Below are 23,568 nucleotides of genomic sequence, written 5' to 3'. Positions count from 1 at the left end.
ACGATGGGAAAAACTACTGGATTTATGGATTACGAACGTGAAGAAGCGAAAGAGCGTAATCCGCATACACGAGTTAATGATTGGAAAGAATACGATGCTCCTTTCTCTGATGACGTATTACGCAGACAAGGGGCGCGATGCATGGACTGTGGAACCCCTTTTTGTCAAATAGGAGAAGAAATTAATGGAGCTACTACCGGATGTCCAATCTATAACCTAATTCCTGAGTGGAATGACTTGGCGTACCGGGGTCAATGGGAAGAGGCATTGAAACGGTTGCTAAAAACCAATAATTTTCCAGAGTTCACAGGCAGAGTTTGTCCGGCGCCATGTGAAGGATCTTGTACACTTGCAATCTCTGATCCATCAGTCGCAATTAAAAGTATTGAGCGCGCGATTATTGACAAAGGATTTGCAAATGGTTGGATGACACCAAGGATTCCGAAGCGACGAACGGGTAAGTCTGTTGCCGTTATTGGTTCCGGCCCAGCCGGGCTTGCAAGTGCCGACCAATTGAACCAGGCGGGTCATACCGTAACAGTTTATGAACGGGCAGACCGCGCGGGTGGATTATTAATGTATGGCATCCCGAATATGAAACTGGAAAAAGACGTTGTGCAACGTAGAATTAGATTACTAGGGCAAGAAGGCGTTGACTTTGTGTTAAATACCGAGGCGGGAAAAGATATCACAGCGGAGCAATTAAACAACCAGCATGATGCAGTTATCCTTTGCACTGGTGCACAAAAACAGCGTGACCTGGTTATTGACGGAAGGGATGCAAACGGGGTTCATTTTGCAATGGATTATTTGACAGCTTCCACAAAAAATGTACTAAGTGTTGATTTAGCCGAGGACGAATTTATTGATGCAAAAGGAAAAGATGTAATAGTTATTGGCGGCGGAGATACAGGTGCCGATTGTATTGCAACGGCACTTCGTCACAAGTGCAATAGTGTTGTTCAATTTGGTAAACACCCTAAGCTTCCGATGGCTAGAACAGTGAGAAACGAGTGGCCGGAATACCCGAACCTATTTACGATTGAGTACGCACATAAGGAAGCTACAGCACAGTTTGGCGAGGATCCACGCAATTATTCCATTCAGACGAAACGGTTTATTTCTGATGAGAATGGGGACTTAAAAGAACTTCATACCATCGAAATGGAAAAAGTTATCGATAGCGAAGGAAAGTACGTCTTTCATGAAATACCAGGTACAGAAAAAGTTTGGCCTGCACAACTAGTGTTTATTGCAATCGGATTTGAAGGGCCTGAGCCAGAGGTGCTTGAACAGGTTGGTGTGAAGACAGCCAACCGGAAAGTCAAGGCTAAGTATGGTGAGTTCACAACAAACGTTGAAAAAGTATTCGCAGCCGGCGATGCGCGAAGAGGACAAAGTTTAATCGTGTGGGCGATAAACGAAGGGCGAGAAGTGGCCCGCAAAGTTGATCATTATTTAATGGGAAGCACCGTACTACCTTCCTATTTAGAACTATAGAAAATATCGCCCCCCCTTTCTTAGGATTTAAGAGGTGGGGTCTTTTTTCTTTTGCTATATATAAGTAAATTGTTATATGCTAATAAGCAAATGTTCAAAGGAGGTGTAATAATCATGTCACAACCTGAAATTACGATTGAAAAGGCGGCTTTAACGTTAAAACTGTTAGGTGATAAAACACGTTTGACGATGGTTGGTCTATTAAAAGATAACGAATGTTGTGTTTGTGAACTTGTAGACGTGTTTCAAATGAGCCAGCCTTCCATTAGTCAGCATCTTCGCAAGCTAAGGGATGCAGGTATTGTTAAAGAAAAACGGAAAGGGCAATGGATATTTTATTCGTTAAATAAAGAGAGTGCGAGTTTCCCATTGGTTATGAACATATTAAATTATTTACCGGATCAAAAAGAAAAATTAGACTGTTTAGAAGCAGATGGTAAACGAATTGTCTGCGATTAAGGAGGAGTTTGCTTGGATTTATCAATTTACTTAGCCATTGGGATTTTCATCGTGACATTAGTATTGGTTATTTGGCAGCCCAAAGGTTTAGGTATAGGTTGGAGCGCATGTGGGGGTGCAACTTTAGCCCTGATGGTTGGTGTTGTCACATGGGGTGATGTTCTTACAGTTACCGGAATTGTATGGAATGCGACGCTAACGTTTGTAGCTGTTATTTTGATTTCGCTTATCTTAGATGAAATTGGATTTTTTGAATGGGCTGCATTACATATGGCCCGGATTGCAAAAGGTAATGGCATTAGAATGTTTATATATATTATTTTCCTTGGTTCTATTGTAGCAGCATTCTTTGCAAATGACGGGGCAGCACTTATCTTAACACCTATCGTACTTGCAATGGTAAGAAATCTAAACTTTAAAGAAACAATGATTCTGCCTTTTATAATGGCAAGTGGATTTATAGCCGATACGTCATCACTCCCATTAGTAGTTAGTAATCTAGTAAATATTGTTTCCGCAGACTACTTTGGAATAGGGTTTGTTGAATATGTTTCAAGAATGATTATTCCGAATCTATTCTCTATAGCTGCAAGTATTCTTGTTTTGTATTTGTTCTTCCGTAAAAGTATTCCAAAACAATATGATCTATCGCAGTTGAAAGAACCGGTAGAGGCAATAAAGGATCAATCCATGTTTAAGATTTCCTGGGCAGTGTTAGCTGCATTACTTGTTGGTTACTTTGGCAGTGAATTTATTGGTATTCCAGTATCCATTGTGGCAGGGATTATCGCCATTTTATTTCTTATATTGGCGAAGCGGAGTCCAGCTGTACATACTTCAGTGGTTGTAAAGGGAGCACCGTGGGCAATTGTATTCTTCTCAGTTGGTATGTATGTGGTTGTTTATGGATTGCAAAACGCTGGGTTAACTAGTGTGTTAGCGACTTTGATACAATGGACTGCAGATCAGGGCCTTTATGCAGGTACTATAGGAATGGGGTTTATTGCCGCAATATTATCTTCCATTATGAATAATATGCCTACGGTTATGATTGATGCCCTGGCGATTTCCGATGTGCAAACAACAGGTACAATCAAAGAGGCTCTTATCTATGCTAACGTAATCGGATCTGACTTGGGTCCTAAGATTACACCAATAGGATCGCTTGCCACGTTATTATGGCTGCATGTTTTATCACTTAAAGGCTTCAAGATATCATGGGGTTACTATTTTAAGGTCGGAATTATTCTAACCATACCAACATTGTTCATCACACTGACAGGATTAGCATTATGGCTTTTGATTATTCTATGATAATTGAAAAAAGGAGAATACATATCATGTCTAACAAAACTATTTATTTTCTATGATGGGGAATAAGACAGTCCCATGATGCATGGGTACAGCTAAAAACCCTTGTGTTTTTCTTATAATTTGAACCGAAAGAATATTTGAAAAATCAGGACATAGCGAATAAAATTTAATGGTGACAATTCTATTGAAAGTGAAAATTGGAGAGTGTTAGTTTGAACAATACGAGGGAGGCACAAGCCAATCAAGGTATATTTTATGGTTGGTACATAGTAATGGTCAGCGCTCTGGGTATCTTTTTCTCAGGTCCTGGTCAGACATACAGCATATCCGTTTTTGTTGGGTCATTTGTTGAACAATTTAACGGAAACGATACATTGGTATCAGGAATTTATTCGGCTGCCACTCTTTTATCGGGGAGTCTGCTCTTTCTGGTAGGACGTGGTGTTGATCGGTTTGGTCAACAAAAGATGGCTATATTCGCAGCATCATTGCTCGGAATTGCTTGCCTTTGGAGTAGTATAGTTGCTAATCCAGTGATGTTGTTTATTGCTTTTTTCATGTTACGTTTTTTTGGCCAAGGTTCCATGACACTGATTCCTAACACGTTAGTTCCGCAATGGTTCATAAAAAGACGCGGGCGGGCAATGAGTTTTATGGCAATTGGCAGTTTCATCAGCGCAGTAACATTTCCACTACTGAATACCTGGTTGATCAGGCAATTCGGTTCTGAACATGCATGGCAGATTCTTGGGGTCCTTGTTGTGGTTATTTTTCTACCAGTTGCAGCGCTATTCATTAAAAATAAACCAAAAGATATAGGGGTGATGCCGGACAATGCTTCGAATAAACCAAGAAATAGTAGTGAAGCCCAATTAGCTACTGAGGATAGTAAAGAAATTGATTGGACATTAAAAGAAGCCAAAAAGACACGAGCATTTTGGCTGATGTTATTTTGTGTTGCAATTCCGGCTCTTGTAAATACAGCAATCACATTCCATTTGTTTAGGATTTTTGAAGAGCATCATTTAAGCGTGGGAATGGCTTCATTTATTTTAAGTCTTATGGCTTTTGTTGGATTTCCAGTAACGATGATAGCCGGATTTATTTTGGAAAAAGTTCCAGTACATAAGGTTATTGGCCTGTCCTTTATTGGTACACTTATTTTTTTAACCTTGCTATTATTTATGGATAGCGTTGTGATGGCTGTGATTTTTGGGATTCTTTGGGGACTGATGAACGGGTTTGAGCGTATCACATTAAATATTGTCTGGCCGAATTATTTTGGTTTAAAAAACCTTGGCAGCATCAAAGGATTGGCTCAAACGGTGATGGTGATAGGTTCCGCACTTGGTCCATTGCCACTGGCATTCGCTTTTGAACAATTTGGCAGCTTTAATGAAGCAATCCTGTTATTGATGATTCTTCCAATGCTTGGTGCTATTGCAGCCTTTATATCACCACAACCAACTAAATTTAATTAAATGTAAAAACTCATATTCTAATAAACATAAACTAATTGAAGGAGATCCAAATGATAAAATATAATTTATGTTTAATCAGACGTGGAACGAAAATTCTATTATTAAACCGCGAATTTCCAACATGGTTAGGCTGCTGGAATGGCGTGGGCGGGAAGCTAGAAGAAAATGAGCAGCCAAGGGACTCGGTTATCAGGGAGGTTTATGAAGAAACACAGATTAATTCGCCCGATTTACAATTTAAAGGTTTGATAACCTGGTCAACTCCAGAGGGTTCAGACTTTGGTGGTATGTATTTATATTTGGCTGATATCCCGGAAGACTATCATTATCAAACACCGCTAAAAACCGATGAAGGAATCCTTGACTGGAAGGAAATCGACTGGATCCTGCATCCTGAGAACCGTGGTATGGCTTCCAACATTCCAACTTGTCTCGAAAAAGTGTTATATGACGAGCAATGTTTCAATCATCACAGTATCTTTGCCGACGGTCAGATGGTTGAGCAGATATCAACTGTAATTGATTCAGAAATCGAAAGCGATAAAAATTTAAGAAAAGAATATTTGCGTACATATAGCCGTAGACATACTCTTACTTAATATATGAATAATTTTTCCTGAAGTTAGTGGAGGGATCGTAGTGGTGCGAAGGAGATAGTTAGCCTCCCGAATTAGACGTTAATTTTTTGGGAGGCTATTTTAAAATATAGGAGATGTATGAAGATGAAACAAAATAAATACGATGATGCGAGATTCTTTTCCGCATATGAGAAAATGCCAAGATCAGTTAAAGGTCTAGAAGGTGCGGGAGAATGGCCTGTTCTAAAGGCACTAATACCAGATTTAAGAAATAAAAATGTGCTTGATTTGGGGTGCGGTTTCGGCTGGCATTGTCGATATGCCCGCGCGGAGCAGGCAAGTTCTGTAGTAGGTGTGGATATATCTGAAAAGATGCTGCAAAAGGCACGCAAAAATACAGATGATCCATTGATTTCGTATATTAGAATGCCGATTGAGGACATCAATTTTTTGGACTCTCAATTTGATGTGGTTATCAGTTCATTGGCTTTTCACTATATTAGGCCGTTTGCAGCAATCTGCAAAAAAGTCTTTGACTATCTAACCCCTGGCGGGAAGTTTGTTTTTTCAGTCGAACATCCAATTTTCACTTCACGAGATGAGCAAGATTGGTACTACGACAATCAAGGGAATCGACTTCACTGGCCAGTTGACAATTATCAGACAGAAGGTGTGCGTGATACAAGATTCTTAACGGAAAACGTTGTAAAATATCATCGTACGATTTCGACCTATATAAATGATTTAATTGGTTTAGGATTTAGCATAAGCGCAGTTAAGGAGCCTATGCCCTCTGAAGAGATGGTCAAAAGTGTACCTGAAATGAAGGATGAAAACCGGAGACCGATGTTTTTAATAATCTTAGCGGAAAAAAGTATATAATAATTCCTTTAATTGTCTGGCGCTTCTACCAAAGTAGAAGCGTCTTTTTTGGCTCTTGTTTATAACCACAACTACTAAATTCTCTTGTTAATTGGCTGTTTTCGCAAGTTTGTATCACCCCAGTTTATAGATTTTCTGTCAAAATTAGAAGTCAGCCTTTTAGTGGTAAGGTTAGCCATTTAGTAGTAGACTAAATTTACCTAATATTATAAAAGGGAGGAGTGCTGTGAAATTTATTAAAATCGGTATCTTTTATTTGCTTGGTGTTTTTGCCATTATTTGCATAAGTGTTTTCCCGCATTTTTTTGCAACGGCAGGCTTGTCACATCCACTTGCATATCCGAAAGACATAGGTGCATTTTTTGCTGGACTTTTTGAAGCAGATTCGTGGATGTATCAAGCTATACATTCGCCGGGAGACTATCCCTTAATAGAAACATTGTTGGAACCATATATCTACTCGATGCAGTTGTTTCTGGGTGCGATTGTATTGGGGTTTTCATTAGCATTTATGTTTGCCTTTGCTGCAAATTTCCTTTCACACCGGAAACTTCAATGGCTTAAAAAGATATTGAATCTATTGGAATCGATACCAGACGTTATTATTGCTGTTTCCTTACAAGCTCTCAGCATTTACATATATAAAAGCAGTGGGGTGGATTTATTCCGAGTTGCTGGATACATGGATGAAAATGTCTATTTCGCGCCAATCATAACTTTATCCATATTGCCAATGATTTCGTTATTTAAAATCCTGTTATTTCGGATAGAAGAGGAATTCTTAAAGGATTATGTTGTATTTTTGAAGAGTAAAGGTATTCATAAAACAGGTATTCTAGTGCGGCATGTATTAAGAAATGTGCTACCAACTACTTTTCAGCATGCTAAAGTTATCATCTGGGCTGCATTGTCCAGCCAGTTTATTATTGAATATTTATTTAGCACCCACGGGTTAACCTTTTTTATATTGGATAGTTTTAATCCTATGACAATCGCTGTAACGCTTGTTCTTATATTTACGCCATTTTTTGTTCTATTTCAATTGATTGATGCTTGGTTAAATGAAGATCCGATTCAAAGTCAAAGTTTAGTGGTAAACAAATTTGCATTTAACCCTATCCAGTCAATTAGACAATGGTTTCGAAAGGTTCTGCAAATCAAATGGAACTTTAGGAAACTAGTAAAACCATTTACGTATTTGGGTGTACTATTTTTAAAACATATGAATAATTATAAATTTGCGATTGGCAGCCTGTTTTTTATCATAGTTATAAGTGCAAGTATTATTTATTCTGTAACAACGAATGACCACGTGGATCAGGTGCGTATCATTTATGAGGCGGATGGGGTGACAATCAAGAGTATCCCGCCACACCCGCCTGGGCTGCCATTTTTGCTTGGGTCTGATAATGTCGGATTTGATTATTTGGACCGGCTTGTGATCGGAGCGAAGTATACCTTATTATTTGGTTTATTGATTGCTGGATGCAGGGTGTTTATCGGGTTATTAGGCGGGATCTTCTATGCGTTTTCTATAAATGCCAAAAAGCAAGGATGGGTTGAAAAGTTGGTAGATTCTATCCATTTTCTCCCGCTAACGGTTATTGCTTATGTATTGCTGCAGCCTATTCTTTCGGTGAGACCAGGGATGGTGACGTACACATTATCAGAGCGTATTATTCTGGAAATGATTATTTTAACCGCGATCGTCATCCCGTTGACGTCAGTATTAATTGGAAACAATATAAAACGGGTATTGCAGACTGAATTTATTATGAGTGCCAGAGTTCTGGGTGGTAGTAAATTCTACATTCTTATGCGGCATGTATTACCGCACGTTGGTCCGCGGGTAATCATTCTTTTTGGACAGCAATTTATTCAGGTGTTAATTGTGTTCATCCATTTAGGCGTATTCCAATTCTTTTTCGGTGGTACAATTTTTAAAAAAGGTTCTCCTCCTACCTCCGTAACAAATGAATGGTCTGGATTAATCGGAGCGGCGAAAAATGAAATTGGAAGCGGGGACACACAGCTTTGGTTAATATTATGTCCATTGGTAGCCTTTATGTTAAGTATATTCGCCATGCAGCTTCTCATTAAAGGTGTAACCGAGGTTCAACAGGCAAAGGTCGGGGTATTGTATAAGAATAAAAAAAATAAAAAGAACCTTAATTTCGGTACAATTTCAGAATACGAGCCGACTGCAGAAAGCTTCCAGCGCATTGAAAACAACCGGTAATCATAGTGAAACCTTTTTAGGGTCATATCCGTATAAAAGATAGAAGTTTCATAAAAACGATGAAAGGGAGGCAGGCAGGATGTTTGAGTTTTTAATGGAATTGCCAATGGATCTGCAATTTTATGTGGTATTTATGTCCGCATTACTGCCACTCTCCTTCTTTGTGGTCAACCATTATTTAGCCAGTTCGCACAGCAACTGTTCTTTTGCCGAGGCGAGGTATGTCTATGAAAAATATATTACTAAAAGTTTACAATATAATTTGGATTCATCAACTAACGACATTATAATTTTTATAAGTAATTGTATTCGGTTAAAGGATTCACCAAACGATGGTAAAGATGACCATCAACTTCTTCTTACACATTAGACTTAAAATTGTAAGGAGGAGTATGTTGAAACGTTTAGTTTGTACGATAAGTGTATTTACGTTGATCAGTTTATTTTTAAGTGGGTGCTCATACAGCGGAACAGATGGGAATTTTCTTCATCAGGTATTTGTGGAACCTTTTACCTATCTAATAGAGTCGACGGCCAGTCTATTTGATGGGAGCTTTGGGATTGCAATCGTGTTGATCACCTTACTGATCCGGCTGGTATTAATGCCATTCATGTTAAAACAGTATAAAAATCAAAAGCAAATGAAGGAAAAGATGGCGCTTATCAAACCTGAAATGGATAAGATACAGCGTGAATTAAAAAAGACAGATAGTCACGAAAGACAAAAAGAATTGCAACAGGAAATGATGAAACTCTACACCAAGCATGGGGTAAATCCACTTTCTATGGGGTGCCTGCCATTAGTGATACAAGCACCTATTCTGATGGGCTTCTACTACGCCATTCAAAGTTCACAGGAAATTGCCACACATAGTTTCCTATGGTTTAATTTGGGGACTGCTAATATACCGCTTGCTATACTTGCAGGACTGATCTATTTTCTGCAGTTCAAAGTTCAGCAAAACAAGATGACGATTGATCAGCAACAGGGTAATCCAATGATGCGATGGATGGGGCTGATTTCGCCGGTGATGATTCTGGTCATCTCATTCAGCGTCCCGGCTGCTCTTCCGTTATACTGGTCAGTTAGTGGATTGTTTTTAATCGTTCAGACGATATTTGCGAATAAAGTTTGGCTTAAGAAGCCGAAATATGGTGTATAGATTTAGTGCGCAACGCAACCCTATGATTTTGAGGTTGCGCCTATTTTTTTAAAAAATTTATCGGCCATTATTGTATTATTACGGCCAAACTTAAGATATATCATCCGTTCTTGGAATATAACGGCCAAACTTAAGATATATCGTCCGTACTTGGAATATAACAGCCAAACCTAAGATATATCGGCCGTTCTTGGAATATAACGGCCAAACCTAAGATATAACGGCCATTCTCGGAATATAACAGCCAAACTCATGATATATCGTCCATTCTTGGAATATAACGACCAAAACTATAGCATTAGCAAAGGGGCTGGGACATAACTAAAAATGCTTGACTGAAAGACGAACAATCACAGGATAGACAGCTTAAAAAGTTAATTTTCCAATAGTCGGATCTATTTCGCAGTTGGTATAAATAGCGACATATGCGCTGGGTTGTTTTCCGCAGGGACCGCCGGGGTGATAATTTTTTAGTTACGTTGCAGTTTATGGACAATTCGCAATAAGGTTTACAAAACAGCCAAGAAAAATATCCGAACTAATCCAAATTCTAATTAAAGAATTTGGAATCATAGTTCGGATTTCCCCATGACTGAATCACTTTTGTCTCAGCCTCCCTTTGTCTATATTCATTGTAATGTTGCAGTTGATAAATCATTCTTTTCATTATTCTCAAGTTCTTTAACCTGGACGTACTTTACTTGGTGTCCTTCTACTTCTGTTACTTGGAAGTGGTAATCTCCTTCTGTAATCAGTGTTCCTTGTTGTGGTTCGTTATCCTTAGATAAAACCCAGCCACCTAGTGTGTCAAGTTCTTCATCCGAAATATTAGTTGATAAGAGTTCATTGACATCAGGAATAAGCATTTTTCCTTCCAACAAATAAGTTTTATCATCAATCTTTTGCACGGCAGGCACCTCATCAGAGTCAAACTCATCCCTGATTTCCCCCACAATTTCCTCCAGGATATCTTCAAACGTAATTAATCCGGCCGTACCGCCAAATTCATCTACAACAATTGCCATATGACACTGTTCTTTTTGCATTTTTGTTAAAAGTGTCTTGATCGGGGTTGTTTCGATTACGTGAATAATTGGATGGATATATTTATCAATAGTTCGTTCAGAGGTATGGTCATCATTAAATATCCCTTTAATATTAACCATACCTATAATTTCGTCCTTATCATCTGCTGCAATAGGATACCTTGTGAATTTCTCTTCTTTCATCAAGTTTATGTTTTCCTCAAAGGAGTCTTCTGTAAATAAGCAGACAATTTCTTTACGAGGCACCATAATTTCTTTTGCTACACGATCATCAAAATCAAAGATTCTATTAACATATTTTATTTCGGAGTCATTTATTTCTCCACTTTTATGACTATTGAACATCGTCATGCGCAGTTCCTCTTCTGAAAGGGCTTCATCACTTTCAGAGGCTGGTTTGAAACCGACCAATCCAGCCAGAAGGTTTGCGGAACCATTTAATAACCAGATAAACGGAAACATAATCCAGTTGAAAAATATTAATGGTGGTGCAGTCATCAGCGTGACAGCTTCTGCTTTTTGAATGGCAATTGTCTTTGGGGCCAATTCCCCTAATACTACGTGCAGAAAGGTAATAACACCGAATGCTATGGCAACAGATATGGTGTGTACTAGCCCTTCTGATAAATCAAATTGAACGATTAAAGGGTGAATAATTTCTGCAAACGCGGGCTCTCCCAGCCAGCCAATACCAAGGGCCGTTACAGTAATACCCAGTTGACACGCCGAAAGGTATCCATCCAAATTGTTAAGCACCTTTAATACTGCCTTAGCACGTTTATTTCCTTCCCCTGCTAGATACTCAATTCTTGTGCGCCTAACTTTAACAATTGCAAACTCTGAAATAACAAAGAACGCTGTTAGTACAATCAAAATAGCTACAAATAACAAACTTAAATATTCCAAATAATTTCCCTGCAATTATGCAGGGATGTCACCTCCTGATATTATTTTTCAACCAAATAAAAGTGTTATGGTTTGAGCAAGGGATATCCCCTGTATATTAATTAATCTGCCTAGTGAATGAAGCTGGTCTTTATCTAATTGATCAAGCTTGGGCTTGAGTTTTAGGATAGCTTCCTCAAGATCTTTTAATTCATGTTGAAAATCATTTATTTCCGTAATAATATCTTCATCATAATTTTTCACATTATCCATTAATTCAAATCGTTGTTTAATTTCGTTCAATGAAAGGTTTTCTTGTTTGTATGATTGAATTAGTTTTAGACGAATTACGGCTTCTTCATCATAATACCGATATGCATTCGATGAAGGCCTTTGGGCATCAATGATCCCTAGATTGGTGTAATAATCAATCGTTCTTGTCGTTATATGCATTTCTTTTGATAGTTCACCTATTCTCATCAACTTCCCATCATTCATCACCTCACTTTAAATTATAAAAGGTTTATAGAAAAGTGTACAGTTAAACGTTATGGTTTTCAGTAGAGAGTTTCTTAAAAGCAGCCTGACTTGTCGATGAAATATGGTATAGTTAGATTATTAAAAATAGTATTGAATGAGCGTCCGAAAGGGGATACATATGAGAAAAGGAATAATTCGACCGCTAGTAATTTGCATTTTTCAGAAAGACAATTCCATCCTCGTAGCAGAAGGTTATGATTCTGTAAAAAAGAATTACTTTTACCGGCCAATCGGTGGCGGGATCGAATTTGGGGAAACAAGCTCAGCCGCGTTGGCTAGAGAAATAGAAGAGGAAGTCGGGGCGGCTATTGATCATCTTGAATACATAGGAACTGTTGAAAACCTTTTTAAGTTTAATGGGGAGACCGGTCATGAGATTGTGTTTGTTTATGATGCAAAATTTGTTGATACTGGTCTCTATGAAAAGGGTTCGTTCATTGGTAAGGAAGATAACGGAGCAACATATAAAGCGATGTGGAAACCTTTAACTGAATTCGGTAAAGGAAAGTTACGCCTTGTTCCTGATGCTCTTTTAAACTTAATTGCACAGACAGGTGAGGGGAGATAGTGTTTAATGAACTTTCGTAAAGCAACAACTGAAGATTTACCGGCAATCGTCCGCTTACTTGCTGATGATGAATTAGGGTCAAAACGTGAAAGATATGAAGAATCATTGCCGACTGACTATTATAGAGCCTTTGCAGCAATTGAAGCCCAAGTGGGGAATCAGATAATGGTAGCTGTTGAAGACGAAAAAGTGATTGGCTGTCTTCAGTTAACAATCATTCCAGGTTTAGCAAGATTAGGAATGAAACGTGCACAAATTGAAGGGGTTCGTGTCGATCAGCGATACCGTGGAAAAGGGGTAGGAGAGGTTTTGTTTAAAGAAGCAATTAAGTTTGCTGAAAAAGAAAAATGTGGTCTTGTGCAATTGACAACTGACAAACAGCGCGAAGATGCACATCGTTTTTATGAGCGGTTAGGATTTTCAGCAACACATGAAGGGATGAAGTTGATATTATAATAGAGTGACTAGTTTTTGTGATAAAGGCCCCCGCTCGGAGGCTTTTATCTATACTTCTATGCATAAGAAACGGACTGTTTTCGCCCAAACCATTTGTACCGATTTTTAGATATCCAGGTATATAAGGCACCAAATATTTTATCCATATACGGTAAATACAGCCCCCAGCTTATTGGAAATGTTAGTGCTAGTAAGGTCAACAATTTCCTTACTGTATAAATGCCTGAATACACTTTCCCGTTATCTGCAATCATATGAATTTGATCGTAAATATCACGATTTTGTAAGAATCTGTAACGCTCATCATTTTCTATTTTTTGCACCGGAATCCAGTTAATTTTATGGAACCAATCCAGTTTTTTCATAACAATCTTTACACTTGAACATAAAGGACATTCGGCGTCATAAAACACAGTATATTTCATTGCTCAGCACCTCCACTAATTCAATACCCTTTTATGGTTAATTCTAAAAGTTAATTCCAGTTTAAAAAACCGAAGCTAAATGATCCCTATCGATAAGAAAATTAACTGAAACATTGACTAACAAAAGAATATACTATATAGTAATTAAAAGTTTTATAAATTGCGAGGATAAGGACATGGGTAAAGCTTAACGGTTTCTAGAGAGGGAAGCAATAGCTGGAAGCTTCCTAACACGTAAGAATTACTTACCGCCTTTGAGCTGTATTGGTGAAGTAACAGTAATCAATACCGCAATTGCTGCGATACAGCAACTTGAAGCCATCACTTTTTACGTGTGATGGGAAGCTGGGTGGAACCACGGATACAACACACATTCGTCCCTTTGTATGAGGGGTGCATGTGTGTTTTTTAATTGAAAAAAATAACGCAATGATAGGGACATGGGTAATTCTTTACGGTTTACAGAGAGGGGAGTCGGTGCTGGAAGCTTCCTAACACGAAAGAATTACTTACCACCTTTGAGCAGTATTGGTGAACTATTAGTAATCGATACCGTGTAAGCTGCGATATAGCTTAGACAGAGCCATCCATGCAAAAGGCATGAATGGGAAGTTGGGTGGAACCACGGGTAACTAACACACGCTCGTCCCTTTTAATAAGGGGCGGGTGTGTTTTTTAATACCTAAAATTACAAAGGAGTGTTAAATCATGAATCAAAACAAATTAGTTATTACATTTCCTGATGGGAATAAAAAAAGTTTTCCAAAAGGTATATCCTTAGAAGAAATTGCTCAGTCCATTAGCCCAAGCTTAAAAAAGAAATCTGTCGCAGGGAGGGTTAACGGTTCATTGTATGACCTTAGGCGCGGCATAGATGAAAATGCAGCCATTGAGTTATGCCAACTGGACTCACCAGCAGGAATTGAGATCATGAGACATACAACTGCCCATGTATTAGCGCAAGCAGTTAAACGACTTTACGGTAACGTTCATTTAGGTGTTGGTCCGGTTGTTGAAAATGGTTTCTATTATGATCTTGATCTTGAGGCCAGTATTGCAGTAAATGATCTTGCCAGGATTGAAAAAGAAATGAATAACATCATTGCTGAAAATCTGAAAATAGAACGTGAGCAAGTTTCCCCTGAAGAAGCAAAGAAAATTTTTGCCAATGATCCATTAAAACTGGAATTGTTGGAGGATATTCCATCCGGGGATATTTTGACGATTTACCGGCAGGGGGAGTTTGCTGATTTATGCCGTGGCCCACACTTACCAGCAACTCGGTTCATTAAAGCATTTAAGTTAACGCATGTTTCTGGAGCTTATTGGCGCGGCGACAGTGATAATAAAATGCTTCAGCGCATTTATGGCGTAGCATTTCCGTCAGAGAAAGAATTAGCTGATTATTTTCATTTTGTTGAGGAAGCAGAGAAAAGAAATCATCGTAAATTAGGGAATGAATTGGAATTATTTATGTTCAATGAAGAGGCGCCTGGAATGCCATTTTACTTGGCAAATGGCCAAATTATTCGTAATGAATTAGAGTCTTTTTTAAGAGAACTACAGAACGCTTATGATTATCAAGAGGTCCGTACACCGATTATGATGAACAAGCGGCTATGGGAGGGGTCGGGGCATTGGGATCATTATAAAGATAATATGTATTTTTCAGAGGTAGATGATCAGAGCTTTGCATTAAAACCGATGAACTGTCCAGGGCATATGCTCATTTTTAAAGATAAGCTTCATTCTTACCGTGATCTCCCAATTCGAATGGCGGAGTTTGGTCAGGTTCACCGCCACGAATTCAGTGGTGCATTAAATGGAATGTTACGGGTTCGCACTTTCTGTCAGGATGACGCGCACATTTTTGTAACACCTGGTCAAATAAAGGATGAAATTAAGTCAGTATTAAAATTGATTGATTACGTATACCGTACATTTGGTTTTAACTATGATATTGAACTATCAACTCGGCCAGACGATTACATGGGCGACATGACGTTATGGGGCAAAGCGGAAGGTGCACTGAAGAATGTCTTAAACGAGCTTGACTATGATTTTATGATCAATGAAGGAGATGGGGCATTTTACGGACCAAAAATTGATATTCACATTAAGGATGCACTAAACAGAAGTCATCAATGTGCGACAGTTCAACTAGATTTCCAAATGCCGGAAAAATTTGGTTTAACTTATATAGATGAGGACAATCAGAAAGTTCGTCCGGTTATTATTCATCGGGCCATCTTCGGATCCATCGATCGTTTCCTCGGAATTCTGATTGAGCATTTTGGTGGTGCATTTCCGACATGGTTGGCACCTGTTCAGGTAAAAGTGATCCCTGTTTCAAATGAAATGCATCGCGATTATGCTGAAGAGGTTAAACAAAAATTAAAGCAGGCGGAATTGAGGGTGGAACTTGATTTGCGGGAAGAGAAGCTGGGCTATAAAATGAGGCAGGCACAAATGAAAAAGGTTCCATTTGTTCTCGTTGTGGGAGACAAGGAACGTGAAAATCGCTCTGTACATGTAAGGAAATATGGCCAGGATGATTCAACAGAAGTGAAACTGGAAGAATTTATATTCGACTTAAAGCAGGAAGTTGATAATAGAGTTCTTTAAAAAGATAAAGATAGCCCCATATGTGAATTAGTAATCACATATGGGGCTATTGCTATTTTGTATCGGACACCTTAATCCGATGATCGTGGAAGAACTGCGAGAGATCCTCTCCTGAAGATTGTTCCATGATGCGGATGAAGTCTTCGGTTGTTGCCACTTTGAATTTCATCGTTTCAAAATATGTTTGCATGCCTTTATAGAATGCATCATCACCAAGTAATTTTCTCAATTCATTCAGTGTTTTTGCTCCATAATCGTAAATCACATCACCGTACATTTGTAATCCGTCATCCGCTGCATGTTTCATAAAAGTCGAGGCAGGTGAGGTGAGATGGTAATATTTTTTTCCAATTGACCGTACCCACCTGAAGTTGGGGTCCCCTCCGCGAAGGGCGACATAACCCGCAAAAGTGGCAAAAGATTCATCCAGCCATGGTTCATCAAATTCATTGTTGCCGACAACACCATAAAACCACTGGTGAGCAATTTCATGTTCGGTAGTTTGCCAGATTGCATTCCTTTCCAGTTCTTCATCAAGGCCGATCATAACAAGTTGTGGATATTCCATCCCTAAAGCGTTTAACCTCGCTCCGACTATGTCTAGTTCAGACCACGGATATTTTCCAAATAATTTTGTATATAAAGGCAAAACATACTTTGCGGTTTCCATCATGTATTTTGTGTATTCTTTTTGTTCATCGGTGTAAAAAACATTTACTTGTACATTATTGACCATCTTGGTACTTTGGTTAAATTTCGAATTCATGACAATGGCAAAGTCCCGGACATTTTTGGCCTGATAGTGATGGACTTTCATCCCGTCTTTACTGGTTACCTTTCCAACTGCTTGTCCGGTAGTTGCAATCGTTTCCTTTTCATCAGCCCTTAACGTGACATCAAAGTCACCTGTCAAAGAATAAAATGATTCTCCACCAGCGAAATATGGATCGAGATTCCACCCCTCGTTGTCATAGACGGCCAGAATCGGAAACCAGTTTCCCAGCGAAACGTGAGTGCCGGACCAGCCAAAACGATGTTGTTTGTTTGGGATTGTAACGGTAAAATCCATATTAATGGTTGCTTTCTTTCCCGATTCCAATGACAATCCTGAAATATCGAGTTTCGTGTTCCTGCTATCAAAAGTCGCGGACTTGGCATTGAATGTAATGTGATCAACCTCTATGCCGCCACTCTTAAAACTTTCAGCATTCGGCCATAGATTAAAGTATATGTGCTTTAACGTTTTATCAAGGTTATTGACGAATTGGACGCTCATAGAACCGCTGATTTGATGCTTCTTTTTGTCATATGTAACATTTATTTTGTATGCAGGGTGTTCTGGACCATACGTAATGCTTTCTGTTTGAGGTTCATTTGTTTCGACTTTGTCTTGCTGATTCTGTTTTTCTAAATCTTCTTGGGGTGAAGGGGAATCTTTATTCTCTGTGCAACCTGCTAACAGGATTAGTAGGGAACAAAGAATTATGGTAAGTCGTGAATGCAATAGGCTCATCCTTTCCTTTTTTGAAAAAGATACTTTTTTAATTATTCTATCACCTTGCGCATAAATTTGTATATAAAAAAGAGACTATCTTAGATAATCTCCTGTAATCTTTATTATTTCCCTTGTTCAGCCAACTTTTTTCGATCTGCCGCTTCTGGTGGCTGCTCAAGCCAGCCGTTGTCAATCATGATATTTGAACCATCTTCCGCATACAGTCCAGTTTCTGCCATAAGACGGGCATAGGTTAAACCTAAATCGCGTCTTGGACTTGACGAAGCGGCATATCCGTACTGTGCCAAGCCTGAAGCGGTAAAGGTAGTGGCATGAAACATCATTAACTTATCAGAAAATGGTGGAGTTGTTGAAGTGGTGACTTCGGCTGTTAAGTTAATCGTACCAGGGGACAAATCATCCTCAATAAGCAGTGAACCCAACGTATCCAAGTGCTTTTTTGTTAGTTTTTTTCCACGTTCAAAAAATTTCCTCACTGCGGTTGATTGTGCAGTCTGTGAGAATCCGGTTACCAGAGCTTCACCCAAAGAAGCACGCTTGGTATTATAGACAAGCGCTGAAATTTCCATTCCAACAAGCGGTCGTTTGTCAAACCACCCTGATAAAAAATCCTGTCTTTTAATAAAATCAACTTTATCTGGTTTTGGTATGGTCGGCGCAAAATTAAAGATTCCCTTTTTCATGGTTAATCGGGTGGCCCGCTTAAAAAGTTCCTGTGTTTCATCAAGGCCTTTTGAATAAAATGCAATTACATCCTCACGTGTTCCACCCGATAATGCAAGACCATAGGCTGGTAAAGCAAATTTCGCCATATCAATCATGTAATAAAGGCACAACTTGTCCGAATACAGTTTTGGCGCATCAAGGTTGACATCTTCTTTGGTGAAGCCGATTGGAATGGGGTAGTTCCCTTTTTTAAATATATCCGAGACCACAGCAACATGTTCCTTGGCAAGCTGAACTGCAAATTCCAACAGGGAACGGATTTCCTTATCCTCCGTCCGCTTTGCCAGATAAGAAATCATATACATCGCCATGGTATCATTTTGGTAAGATGCCCAAAGGTTTGCTACTTCTGGTGCCGTTAATTGTGTATGGTTAGTTGATTTCATAAAATAATTATCTCCTGTTCGTGGTACTATATTGGCCGCCCAAAATTTATATTCGTTATTTTGCCTTTCCGTCTTATGAATATACATTTTATAGGTAAGTAGACGCCCACTTACCGAAAAAGTATTATTTTCGTTAAGTTCATGTAAAAAAAGACAGGAAAGATGGACCGAGAATAAAGAATTATTTTGCTGCTAATTTCTTACTAATTATATTTAAAGAACAAAAACTCGAGTTAAATCATTCTTTTATCCTGTTAGATATTACCTATATTGGGAAGGTGAATTTTGTTTCCTTAACAATCCTTTAACAGTTACTTAACATTAGCACTTTATAATAGATGTCGATTCAAACTTTAGGGATGCAGAAAGGAGCAAGCTGCCATGTCAGAAGAAAGATCAATGGATGATTTGATTCAAAATTTAAATGAGGAAACGTTGCAAAAAGGCGTGGACAGACGCGGCTTTCTTCAGAGAGCGGTTAAAATTGCCAGCATTTCCCTGGGGATGGTAATTGCACAATCCATGGGTGGAATTAAGATCGAAGCTGAAGAAAAGTTTAGCAGCTATCCATTCTCACTTGGAATTGCTTCGGGAGATCCTCTTCCCGACGGTATCGTGCTTTGGACAAGATTAGCCCCTAAGCCTCTTGAAGGTGGAGGAGTACCTGCTCGGAATGTTCCCGTACATTGGGAATTAGCAAAAGATGAATACTTTCGCCATATTGTCCAACGGGGAACAGCTATAGCAAGACCTGAATTAGCCCACTCAATCCATGTGGAAGTTGATCGTCTACAACCTGACACAGTCTATTTCTATCGTTTTAAAGCAGGGAAGGAGTATAGTCAGGTTGGCAAAACGAAAACACTTCCGGCAAATGATTCCCATGTTTCCAGTCTTACCTTTGCTTTTGTCTCATGCCAGCAATATGAACATGGTTACTATACAGCTTATAAGCATTTGGCTAAGGAGGATCTTGACCTCGTTTTCCATCTTGGGGATTACATTTATGAATATGGCCCAAATGAATATGTGGCGGATTCAGGAAATGTAAGAACCCATAGTGGACCGGAAGTCAAGGGCTTGGAGGATTACCGTAACCGACATGCTCAATATCGAACCGATAAGCATCTGCAAGCTGCTCATGCTGCTTTTCCGTGGGTCGTAACCTGGGATGACCATGAAGTAGAAAATAACTATGCCGATATAATTCCGGAAAAGGGGCAATCCGTAGAAGAATTTGTTAAACGCCGGGTCGCAGCCTACCAAGCTTATTATGAACATATGCCTTTACGCAAATCGTCCATGCCTCACGGGCTCGATATGCAGTTATACCGCAGCTTTTCATATGGCAAGCTAGCCACATTCTTTGTATTGGATACACGTCAATATCGTTCAGACCAGGCAAATGGGGATAAGAGTTCACCACAAACACCGGAGTCTTTAAATCCAACACGAACGCTTCTTGGTGAAAAGCAAGAGAAGTGGCTGCTTGATAATATTGACCAATCACAATCAAGCTGGAACGTAATGGCTCAGCAAATTTTTTTTGCAAAACGGAACTATGGTCCTAGTCCTGAGAAACCGTTATACAGCATGGACGGTTGGGATGGGTATACGCCAGCTCGGGAGCGAATTACCGACCTTGCAAGCAATAAAGGCATGGATAACCTGATTGTCCTGACTGGCGATGTTCATGCTAGCTGGGCTTCCAATCTGATTGCTGACTTTAATGATTTGAACTCAAAGATTCTTGGGGCAGAGTTTGTTGGGACATCGATAACTTCTGGTGGAAACGGAGCAGATAAGCGAGCTGATACAGACCGTATATTAGCACAGAATAAACATATCAAATTCTTCAACGATTTTCGCGGTTATGTTCGCTGCCAAGTCACACCCGGGCAGTGGAAAACTGACTACAGGGTTCTTCCATTTGTCTCGAAACCGGATGCGGAAATTTCAACAAGGGCTTCGTTTATATACAAAAAGGGAGAAACAGGTCTTGAGGAAATATCTGCGACAATTGTTCCACAAGGAAAGCAATTATCCAGTGAAGTGGAGGAAGATCGTCTTAAAGCACATGACCTTGCCCATGAAAAGCAATTAGGAAAAAAGAAAGAAAAACAACTGAATTAGAAGGAGGAGGAAATGGTAAATGCTGACAAATATCGGCATTCCAGGATTGATTTTATTACTTGTCATTGCCTTGATCATTTTTGGCCCATCAAAGCTTCCGGAAATCGGAAGAGCGTTTGGCAGGACCCTGACAGAATTCAAAACGGCATCACAGGAATTGATATCAGGGGATTTCCGAGACGAAAAGGAGGTAGGAGGAAATACTGGCTCATCTTCCATGGATAAGGAACAGGACTAATAAGAGTAGGCGGGAAACCGTCTACTCTTATTATAATTTTCGAGACTTGCAACCTGTCATTGGCTTGAGTCTTTTATTTAACAGTGTTTTTTATGCACTGGAATAGTTTTGTCATACCAAAAGCAATGAGCACGATTACAAAATCAATTAGAAACAGATAGAACAGATTCATTCCTTTATGCATTCTTAATAAATCCACTAAATCCGTGAAAAAACCAAAACCAATTGCAAAGACGAATGTTCCAATAAGAGCGAATAAATAAAAGTTTTTACCATTGTTTGTACAGTATTGATACAACAGCATAAAAAAAACCGGGAACAGAACGGCCGTGACGGTAATCCCCTGTGGTAGCATATAGGAAATACTATGTGGATGGTTAAAATAATTATGACTCGTTAAAAAACTGTCCACCCCCGTCCATATAATATGAAGCGAGTAACCAAAAAAGGAAATTTCAAATAACCTTTTCCTGTCAATGGTAAAGAATAGAACAACGAGCGGTACCACTACAGTTATTATATCAAACCAGAAGAACCATGTGTCCATATTAGAATAAAGCTTCCAATGTTCCGTAATAAGCATTGTAAGCCTCTCTTTTGTTTCGTATATTTCATCATATAATTCCTGTTCGTTCATAGGCTTCACCTCTTAAACTTCGAGATTTCTCACAGTAGTTTTTGTTAGGAAAGTGAATTCTATTCGGACCAAACAATGAGAGGAAGGGGGAGTGTAACAATTAGATTTCATGGGAGGTCACTAATTAAGTTTTATCCCTTCCTGCATTAAATTTATTGTATCCCTCAGAGTGAATTTCGCAATCCGTAAATCGGATGAAACTTTCTACGACTCTGGACTGATACCAGGTAAGGTAGAGTATTATGTTAATTAATAGAAAGCTAGCTAATAAGGAGAACTGTTATGTTTTATAGAAGAAAGCATTATATAGTAAAAAATGAGTTTGTCAAAACTTTTTAACGCCTATTATAATGAAACAAATTTGCCAAATCAAATTAAACACGGATGGGCACTTTCCTGAAACAAGGTAAACTGCCCATTTTTTTATTGCTGGTACCCCGCATATTTTTAGATGTAAAACAAAGAATAGGCTTAATGAAAAGGAATGGGGGTTATATATGGGTTTCGCTGTTTTTTTCTTTTTAGCATGGTTGGTAACAGCTTTTCTTATTGTAATGCAAAAAAGCTTGTCGCTTGTAGAGAATACATTTATTATTTCCTTGATCCTTATTATTAGTATCAATTGGTCTTGGATTATTTACGAAGGTTTAAAATTTATTAAAATAACGGAGCAGCCAATGGATTATACGGCCTTTTTGTTTTTTAGAAGTGTTATCATTCCAATAATCCTGGTGATTCAATTAAATATGGTGCTTCAATCTGAATCTTTTGCACAGACTATACTAATCCCCATTGTATCGATAGGTATATTGGTGGCATTAACTGCCCTTTCAAGCTATTTCCATATGACAAATTATGTAAAATGGAACATCGGCTATGATGTTCTATACTTTGCGGGTCTGCATGTAATCGCATATTTATCCTGTTGGCTATTTCGAAAAATTGCCTATCGTGAGGGGGGTTATTTATGATCTTATGGGGAACGTTTGATAAAAATGAAATTGTTATTTTGCTAATGCTTGTGATTTTTTATTCAATCTTTTTCCTGTTGCCAAAGAAGTTCTGTCGTGATATTACAGCATTATTTTTCCTTTGGGGTCTAACGATTGGAATATTTTTTGATTTTACAATTGGCGGTGGCTTGATTGATTATTATAAGCTGAATGATTCAAACGAATATGGGCTAAATGATATGCTGTATTATCTCTCATTTGCCCCGTTTAGTTATTTTTTTATTTACTTCTATGAATTGTTGCAAATCAACGCGAAAACATTTATTTGGTATGTGGTGGGCTGGTCATTATTGGGTGTCGGACTGCAGTGGGTTTTTACGTTGGTCGATATTGTTAATTTTAAGAACGGTTATAAACTTCTTTATTCTCTTCCTGTATTTATGTTGTCCCAAACCATAACTGGTCTATATTATCAGTTTATCAGATCAAAGCGGAAGGTTATGTGTTCTGACGAAAAGCAGCAAACTTAATCATTATTACCATCTAATTTTGTCTGTTTTTGACTAGTTTTGTCTAAACTGTTTCAATTAAAGCAGAAATAATGCATAATATTTCTCATGTTGTCTAAAAAGAATGAAAACAGGAGGAACAAATAGATGGATGAAGCACTGTTACAAGCAATCACTAAAAAAAGAAAAGAAATGATAGCGATAGGAGTACGTGAGGGACTTACAAGTAAACGAGCTGTAAAGTGCAGCCAGGAACTTGATAGGTTACTGAATTTATATATGAAAAGATCAATGAAATTTGTTGCTTGA

23 protein-coding genes and 1 pseudogene are annotated in these 23,568 nt (G+C 38.6%); 18 read left to right on the top strand and 6 right to left on the bottom strand.

Features of this window, described 5'->3' with window-relative positions; translation table 11 throughout:
• The first annotated feature begins 3 nt into the window (after nucleotides 1-3).
• From CFK37_RS17495 to yidC, 9 genes are all read left to right on the top strand, one after another.
• Complete coding sequence (locus tag CFK37_RS17495; protein WP_089063082.1) at nucleotides 4-1,500, top strand: glutamate synthase subunit beta; 1,497 nt, start codon at nucleotides 4-6, stop codon at nucleotides 1,498-1,500.
• A gap of 114 nt (nucleotides 1,501-1,614) precedes the next feature.
• Entirely contained in the window at nucleotides 1,615-1,959 is a 345-nt protein-coding gene (locus tag CFK37_RS17490; protein ID WP_089063081.1) for an ArsR/SmtB family transcription factor, read from the top strand.
• 12 nt (nucleotides 1,960-1,971) lie between these two features.
• Nucleotides 1,972-3,273 carry an arsenic transporter gene (locus tag CFK37_RS17485; RefSeq protein ID WP_089063080.1) on the top strand — a complete coding sequence of 434 codons (1,302 nt, stop codon included), beginning with the start codon at nucleotides 1,972-1,974 and terminating at the stop codon, nucleotides 3,271-3,273.
• A gap of 212 nt (nucleotides 3,274-3,485) precedes the next feature.
• A complete protein-coding gene (locus tag CFK37_RS17480; RefSeq protein WP_245837249.1) occupies nucleotides 3,486-4,754 on the top strand; it encodes an MFS transporter in 1,269 nt (422 codons plus the stop codon).
• Between the two features lie 50 nt (nucleotides 4,755-4,804).
• Entirely contained in the window at nucleotides 4,805-5,353 is a 549-nt protein-coding gene (locus CFK37_RS17475) for an NUDIX hydrolase (RefSeq protein ID WP_089063079.1), read from the top strand.
• 123 nt (nucleotides 5,354-5,476) lie between these two features.
• A complete protein-coding gene (locus CFK37_RS17470; RefSeq protein ID WP_089063078.1) occupies nucleotides 5,477-6,214 on the top strand; it encodes a class I SAM-dependent methyltransferase in 738 nt (245 codons plus the stop codon).
• Between the two features lie 226 nt (nucleotides 6,215-6,440).
• Nucleotides 6,441-8,453, top strand: coding sequence for an ABC transporter permease subunit (locus CFK37_RS17465; RefSeq protein WP_089063077.1), 2,013 nt, complete (start codon nucleotides 6,441-6,443; stop codon nucleotides 8,451-8,453).
• Between the two features lie 79 nt (nucleotides 8,454-8,532).
• On the top strand, nucleotides 8,533-8,823 hold the full coding sequence (locus tag CFK37_RS17460) for a hypothetical protein (protein WP_089063076.1): 291 nt from the start codon (nucleotides 8,533-8,535) through the stop codon (nucleotides 8,821-8,823).
• A gap of 25 nt (nucleotides 8,824-8,848) precedes the next feature.
• Nucleotides 8,849-9,616, top strand: a complete 768-nt coding sequence (gene yidC, locus CFK37_RS17455; protein ID WP_425445392.1) for a membrane protein insertase YidC — start codon at nucleotides 8,849-8,851, stop codon at nucleotides 9,614-9,616.
• Between the two features lie 629 nt (nucleotides 9,617-10,245).
• Here yidC and CFK37_RS17450 read toward each other — a convergent pair.
• Entirely contained in the window at nucleotides 10,246-11,568 is a 1,323-nt protein-coding gene (locus tag CFK37_RS17450) for a hemolysin family protein (RefSeq protein ID WP_172840526.1), read from the bottom strand.
• Nucleotides 11,569-11,616: 48 nt separating this feature from the next.
• Nucleotides 11,617-12,027 carry a MerR family transcriptional regulator gene (locus CFK37_RS17445; RefSeq protein WP_157724887.1) on the bottom strand — a complete coding sequence of 137 codons (411 nt, stop codon included), beginning with the start codon at nucleotides 12,025-12,027 and terminating at the stop codon, nucleotides 11,617-11,619.
• Between the two features lie 178 nt (nucleotides 12,028-12,205).
• Here CFK37_RS17445 and CFK37_RS17440 point away from each other — a divergent pair, with 178 nt between their 5' ends.
• Both CFK37_RS17440 and CFK37_RS17435 read left to right on the top strand, forming a co-directional pair.
• Nucleotides 12,206-12,655: an NUDIX hydrolase gene (locus tag CFK37_RS17440; RefSeq protein WP_089063073.1), complete on the top strand. Its 450-nt coding sequence runs from the start codon at nucleotides 12,206-12,208 to the stop codon at nucleotides 12,653-12,655.
• A 6-nt stretch (nucleotides 12,656-12,661) separates the two neighbouring features.
• A complete protein-coding gene (locus CFK37_RS17435; RefSeq protein ID WP_089063072.1) occupies nucleotides 12,662-13,111 on the top strand; it encodes a GNAT family N-acetyltransferase in 450 nt (149 codons plus the stop codon).
• Nucleotides 13,112-13,167: 56 nt separating this feature from the next.
• Here the strand turns inward: CFK37_RS17435 and CFK37_RS17430 are convergent, their stop codons facing one another.
• Complete coding sequence (locus CFK37_RS17430) at nucleotides 13,168-13,536, bottom strand: thiol-disulfide oxidoreductase DCC family protein (protein ID WP_089063071.1); 369 nt, start codon at nucleotides 13,534-13,536, stop codon at nucleotides 13,168-13,170.
• 708 nt (nucleotides 13,537-14,244) lie between these two features.
• Here CFK37_RS17430 and thrS point away from each other — a divergent pair.
• Nucleotides 14,245-16,161 (top strand): threonine--tRNA ligase, encoded by a 1,917-nt coding sequence (gene thrS / locus CFK37_RS17425; protein ID WP_089063070.1) that lies wholly within the window; start codon nucleotides 14,245-14,247, stop codon nucleotides 16,159-16,161.
• Between the two features lie 52 nt (nucleotides 16,162-16,213).
• On the opposite strand, the gene CFK37_RS17420 is transcribed toward thrS, so the two are convergent.
• Nucleotides 16,214-17,665 carry a M1 family metallopeptidase gene (locus tag CFK37_RS17420; protein ID WP_157724886.1) on the bottom strand — a complete coding sequence of 484 codons (1,452 nt, stop codon included), beginning with the start codon at nucleotides 17,663-17,665 and terminating at the stop codon, nucleotides 16,214-16,216.
• 113 nt (nucleotides 17,666-17,778) lie between these two features.
• On the bottom strand, nucleotides 17,779-18,789 hold the full coding sequence (locus CFK37_RS17415; RefSeq protein ID WP_172840525.1) for a DUF3231 family protein: 1,011 nt from the start codon (nucleotides 18,787-18,789) through the stop codon (nucleotides 17,779-17,781).
• Nucleotides 18,790-19,170: 381 nt separating this feature from the next.
• On the opposite strand from CFK37_RS17415, the gene CFK37_RS17410 reads away from it, so the two are divergent.
• Nucleotides 19,171-20,922, top strand: a complete 1,752-nt coding sequence (locus CFK37_RS17410; RefSeq protein WP_089063067.1) for an alkaline phosphatase D family protein — start codon at nucleotides 19,171-19,173, stop codon at nucleotides 20,920-20,922.
• A 19-nt stretch (nucleotides 20,923-20,941) separates the two neighbouring features.
• A complete protein-coding gene (tatA, locus tag CFK37_RS17405; RefSeq protein ID WP_089063066.1) occupies nucleotides 20,942-21,160 on the top strand; it encodes a twin-arginine translocase TatA/TatE family subunit in 219 nt (72 codons plus the stop codon).
• 73 nt (nucleotides 21,161-21,233) lie between these two features.
• Here tatA and CFK37_RS17400 read toward each other — a convergent pair whose 3' ends face one another.
• Nucleotides 21,234-21,797 carry a hypothetical protein gene (locus CFK37_RS17400; protein ID WP_089063065.1) on the bottom strand — a complete coding sequence of 188 codons (564 nt, stop codon included), beginning with the start codon at nucleotides 21,795-21,797 and terminating at the stop codon, nucleotides 21,234-21,236.
• 282 nt (nucleotides 21,798-22,079) lie between these two features.
• Here CFK37_RS17400 and CFK37_RS20030 point away from each other — a divergent pair.
• The 4 genes and pseudogenes from CFK37_RS20030 to CFK37_RS17385 form a co-directional block, all read left to right on the top strand.
• A pseudogene (locus tag CFK37_RS20030) lies at nucleotides 22,080-22,182 on the top strand (NIPSNAP family protein); the annotation flags it as partial.
• Between the two features lie 112 nt (nucleotides 22,183-22,294).
• Nucleotides 22,295-22,768, top strand: coding sequence for a hypothetical protein (locus CFK37_RS17395; RefSeq protein WP_089063064.1), 474 nt, complete (start codon nucleotides 22,295-22,297; stop codon nucleotides 22,766-22,768).
• Nucleotides 22,765-23,280 carry a hypothetical protein gene (locus CFK37_RS17390; RefSeq protein ID WP_089063063.1) on the top strand — a complete coding sequence of 172 codons (516 nt, stop codon included), beginning with the start codon at nucleotides 22,765-22,767 and terminating at the stop codon, nucleotides 23,278-23,280. Before CFK37_RS17395 ends, CFK37_RS17390 begins: the two co-directional genes overlap by 4 nt.
• Before the next feature lie 126 nt (nucleotides 23,281-23,406).
• Nucleotides 23,407-23,568 carry an aspartyl-phosphate phosphatase Spo0E family protein gene (locus CFK37_RS17385; RefSeq protein ID WP_089063062.1) on the top strand — a complete coding sequence of 54 codons (162 nt, stop codon included), beginning with the start codon at nucleotides 23,407-23,409 and terminating at the stop codon, nucleotides 23,566-23,568.

It is taken from the genome of Virgibacillus phasianinus, from assembly GCF_002216775.1.
Taxonomy (GTDB): Bacteria; Bacillota; Bacilli; order Bacillales; family Amphibacillaceae; genus Virgibacillus_F; species Virgibacillus_F phasianinus.
This window is presented reverse-complemented; position numbering and strand designations above follow the sequence as displayed.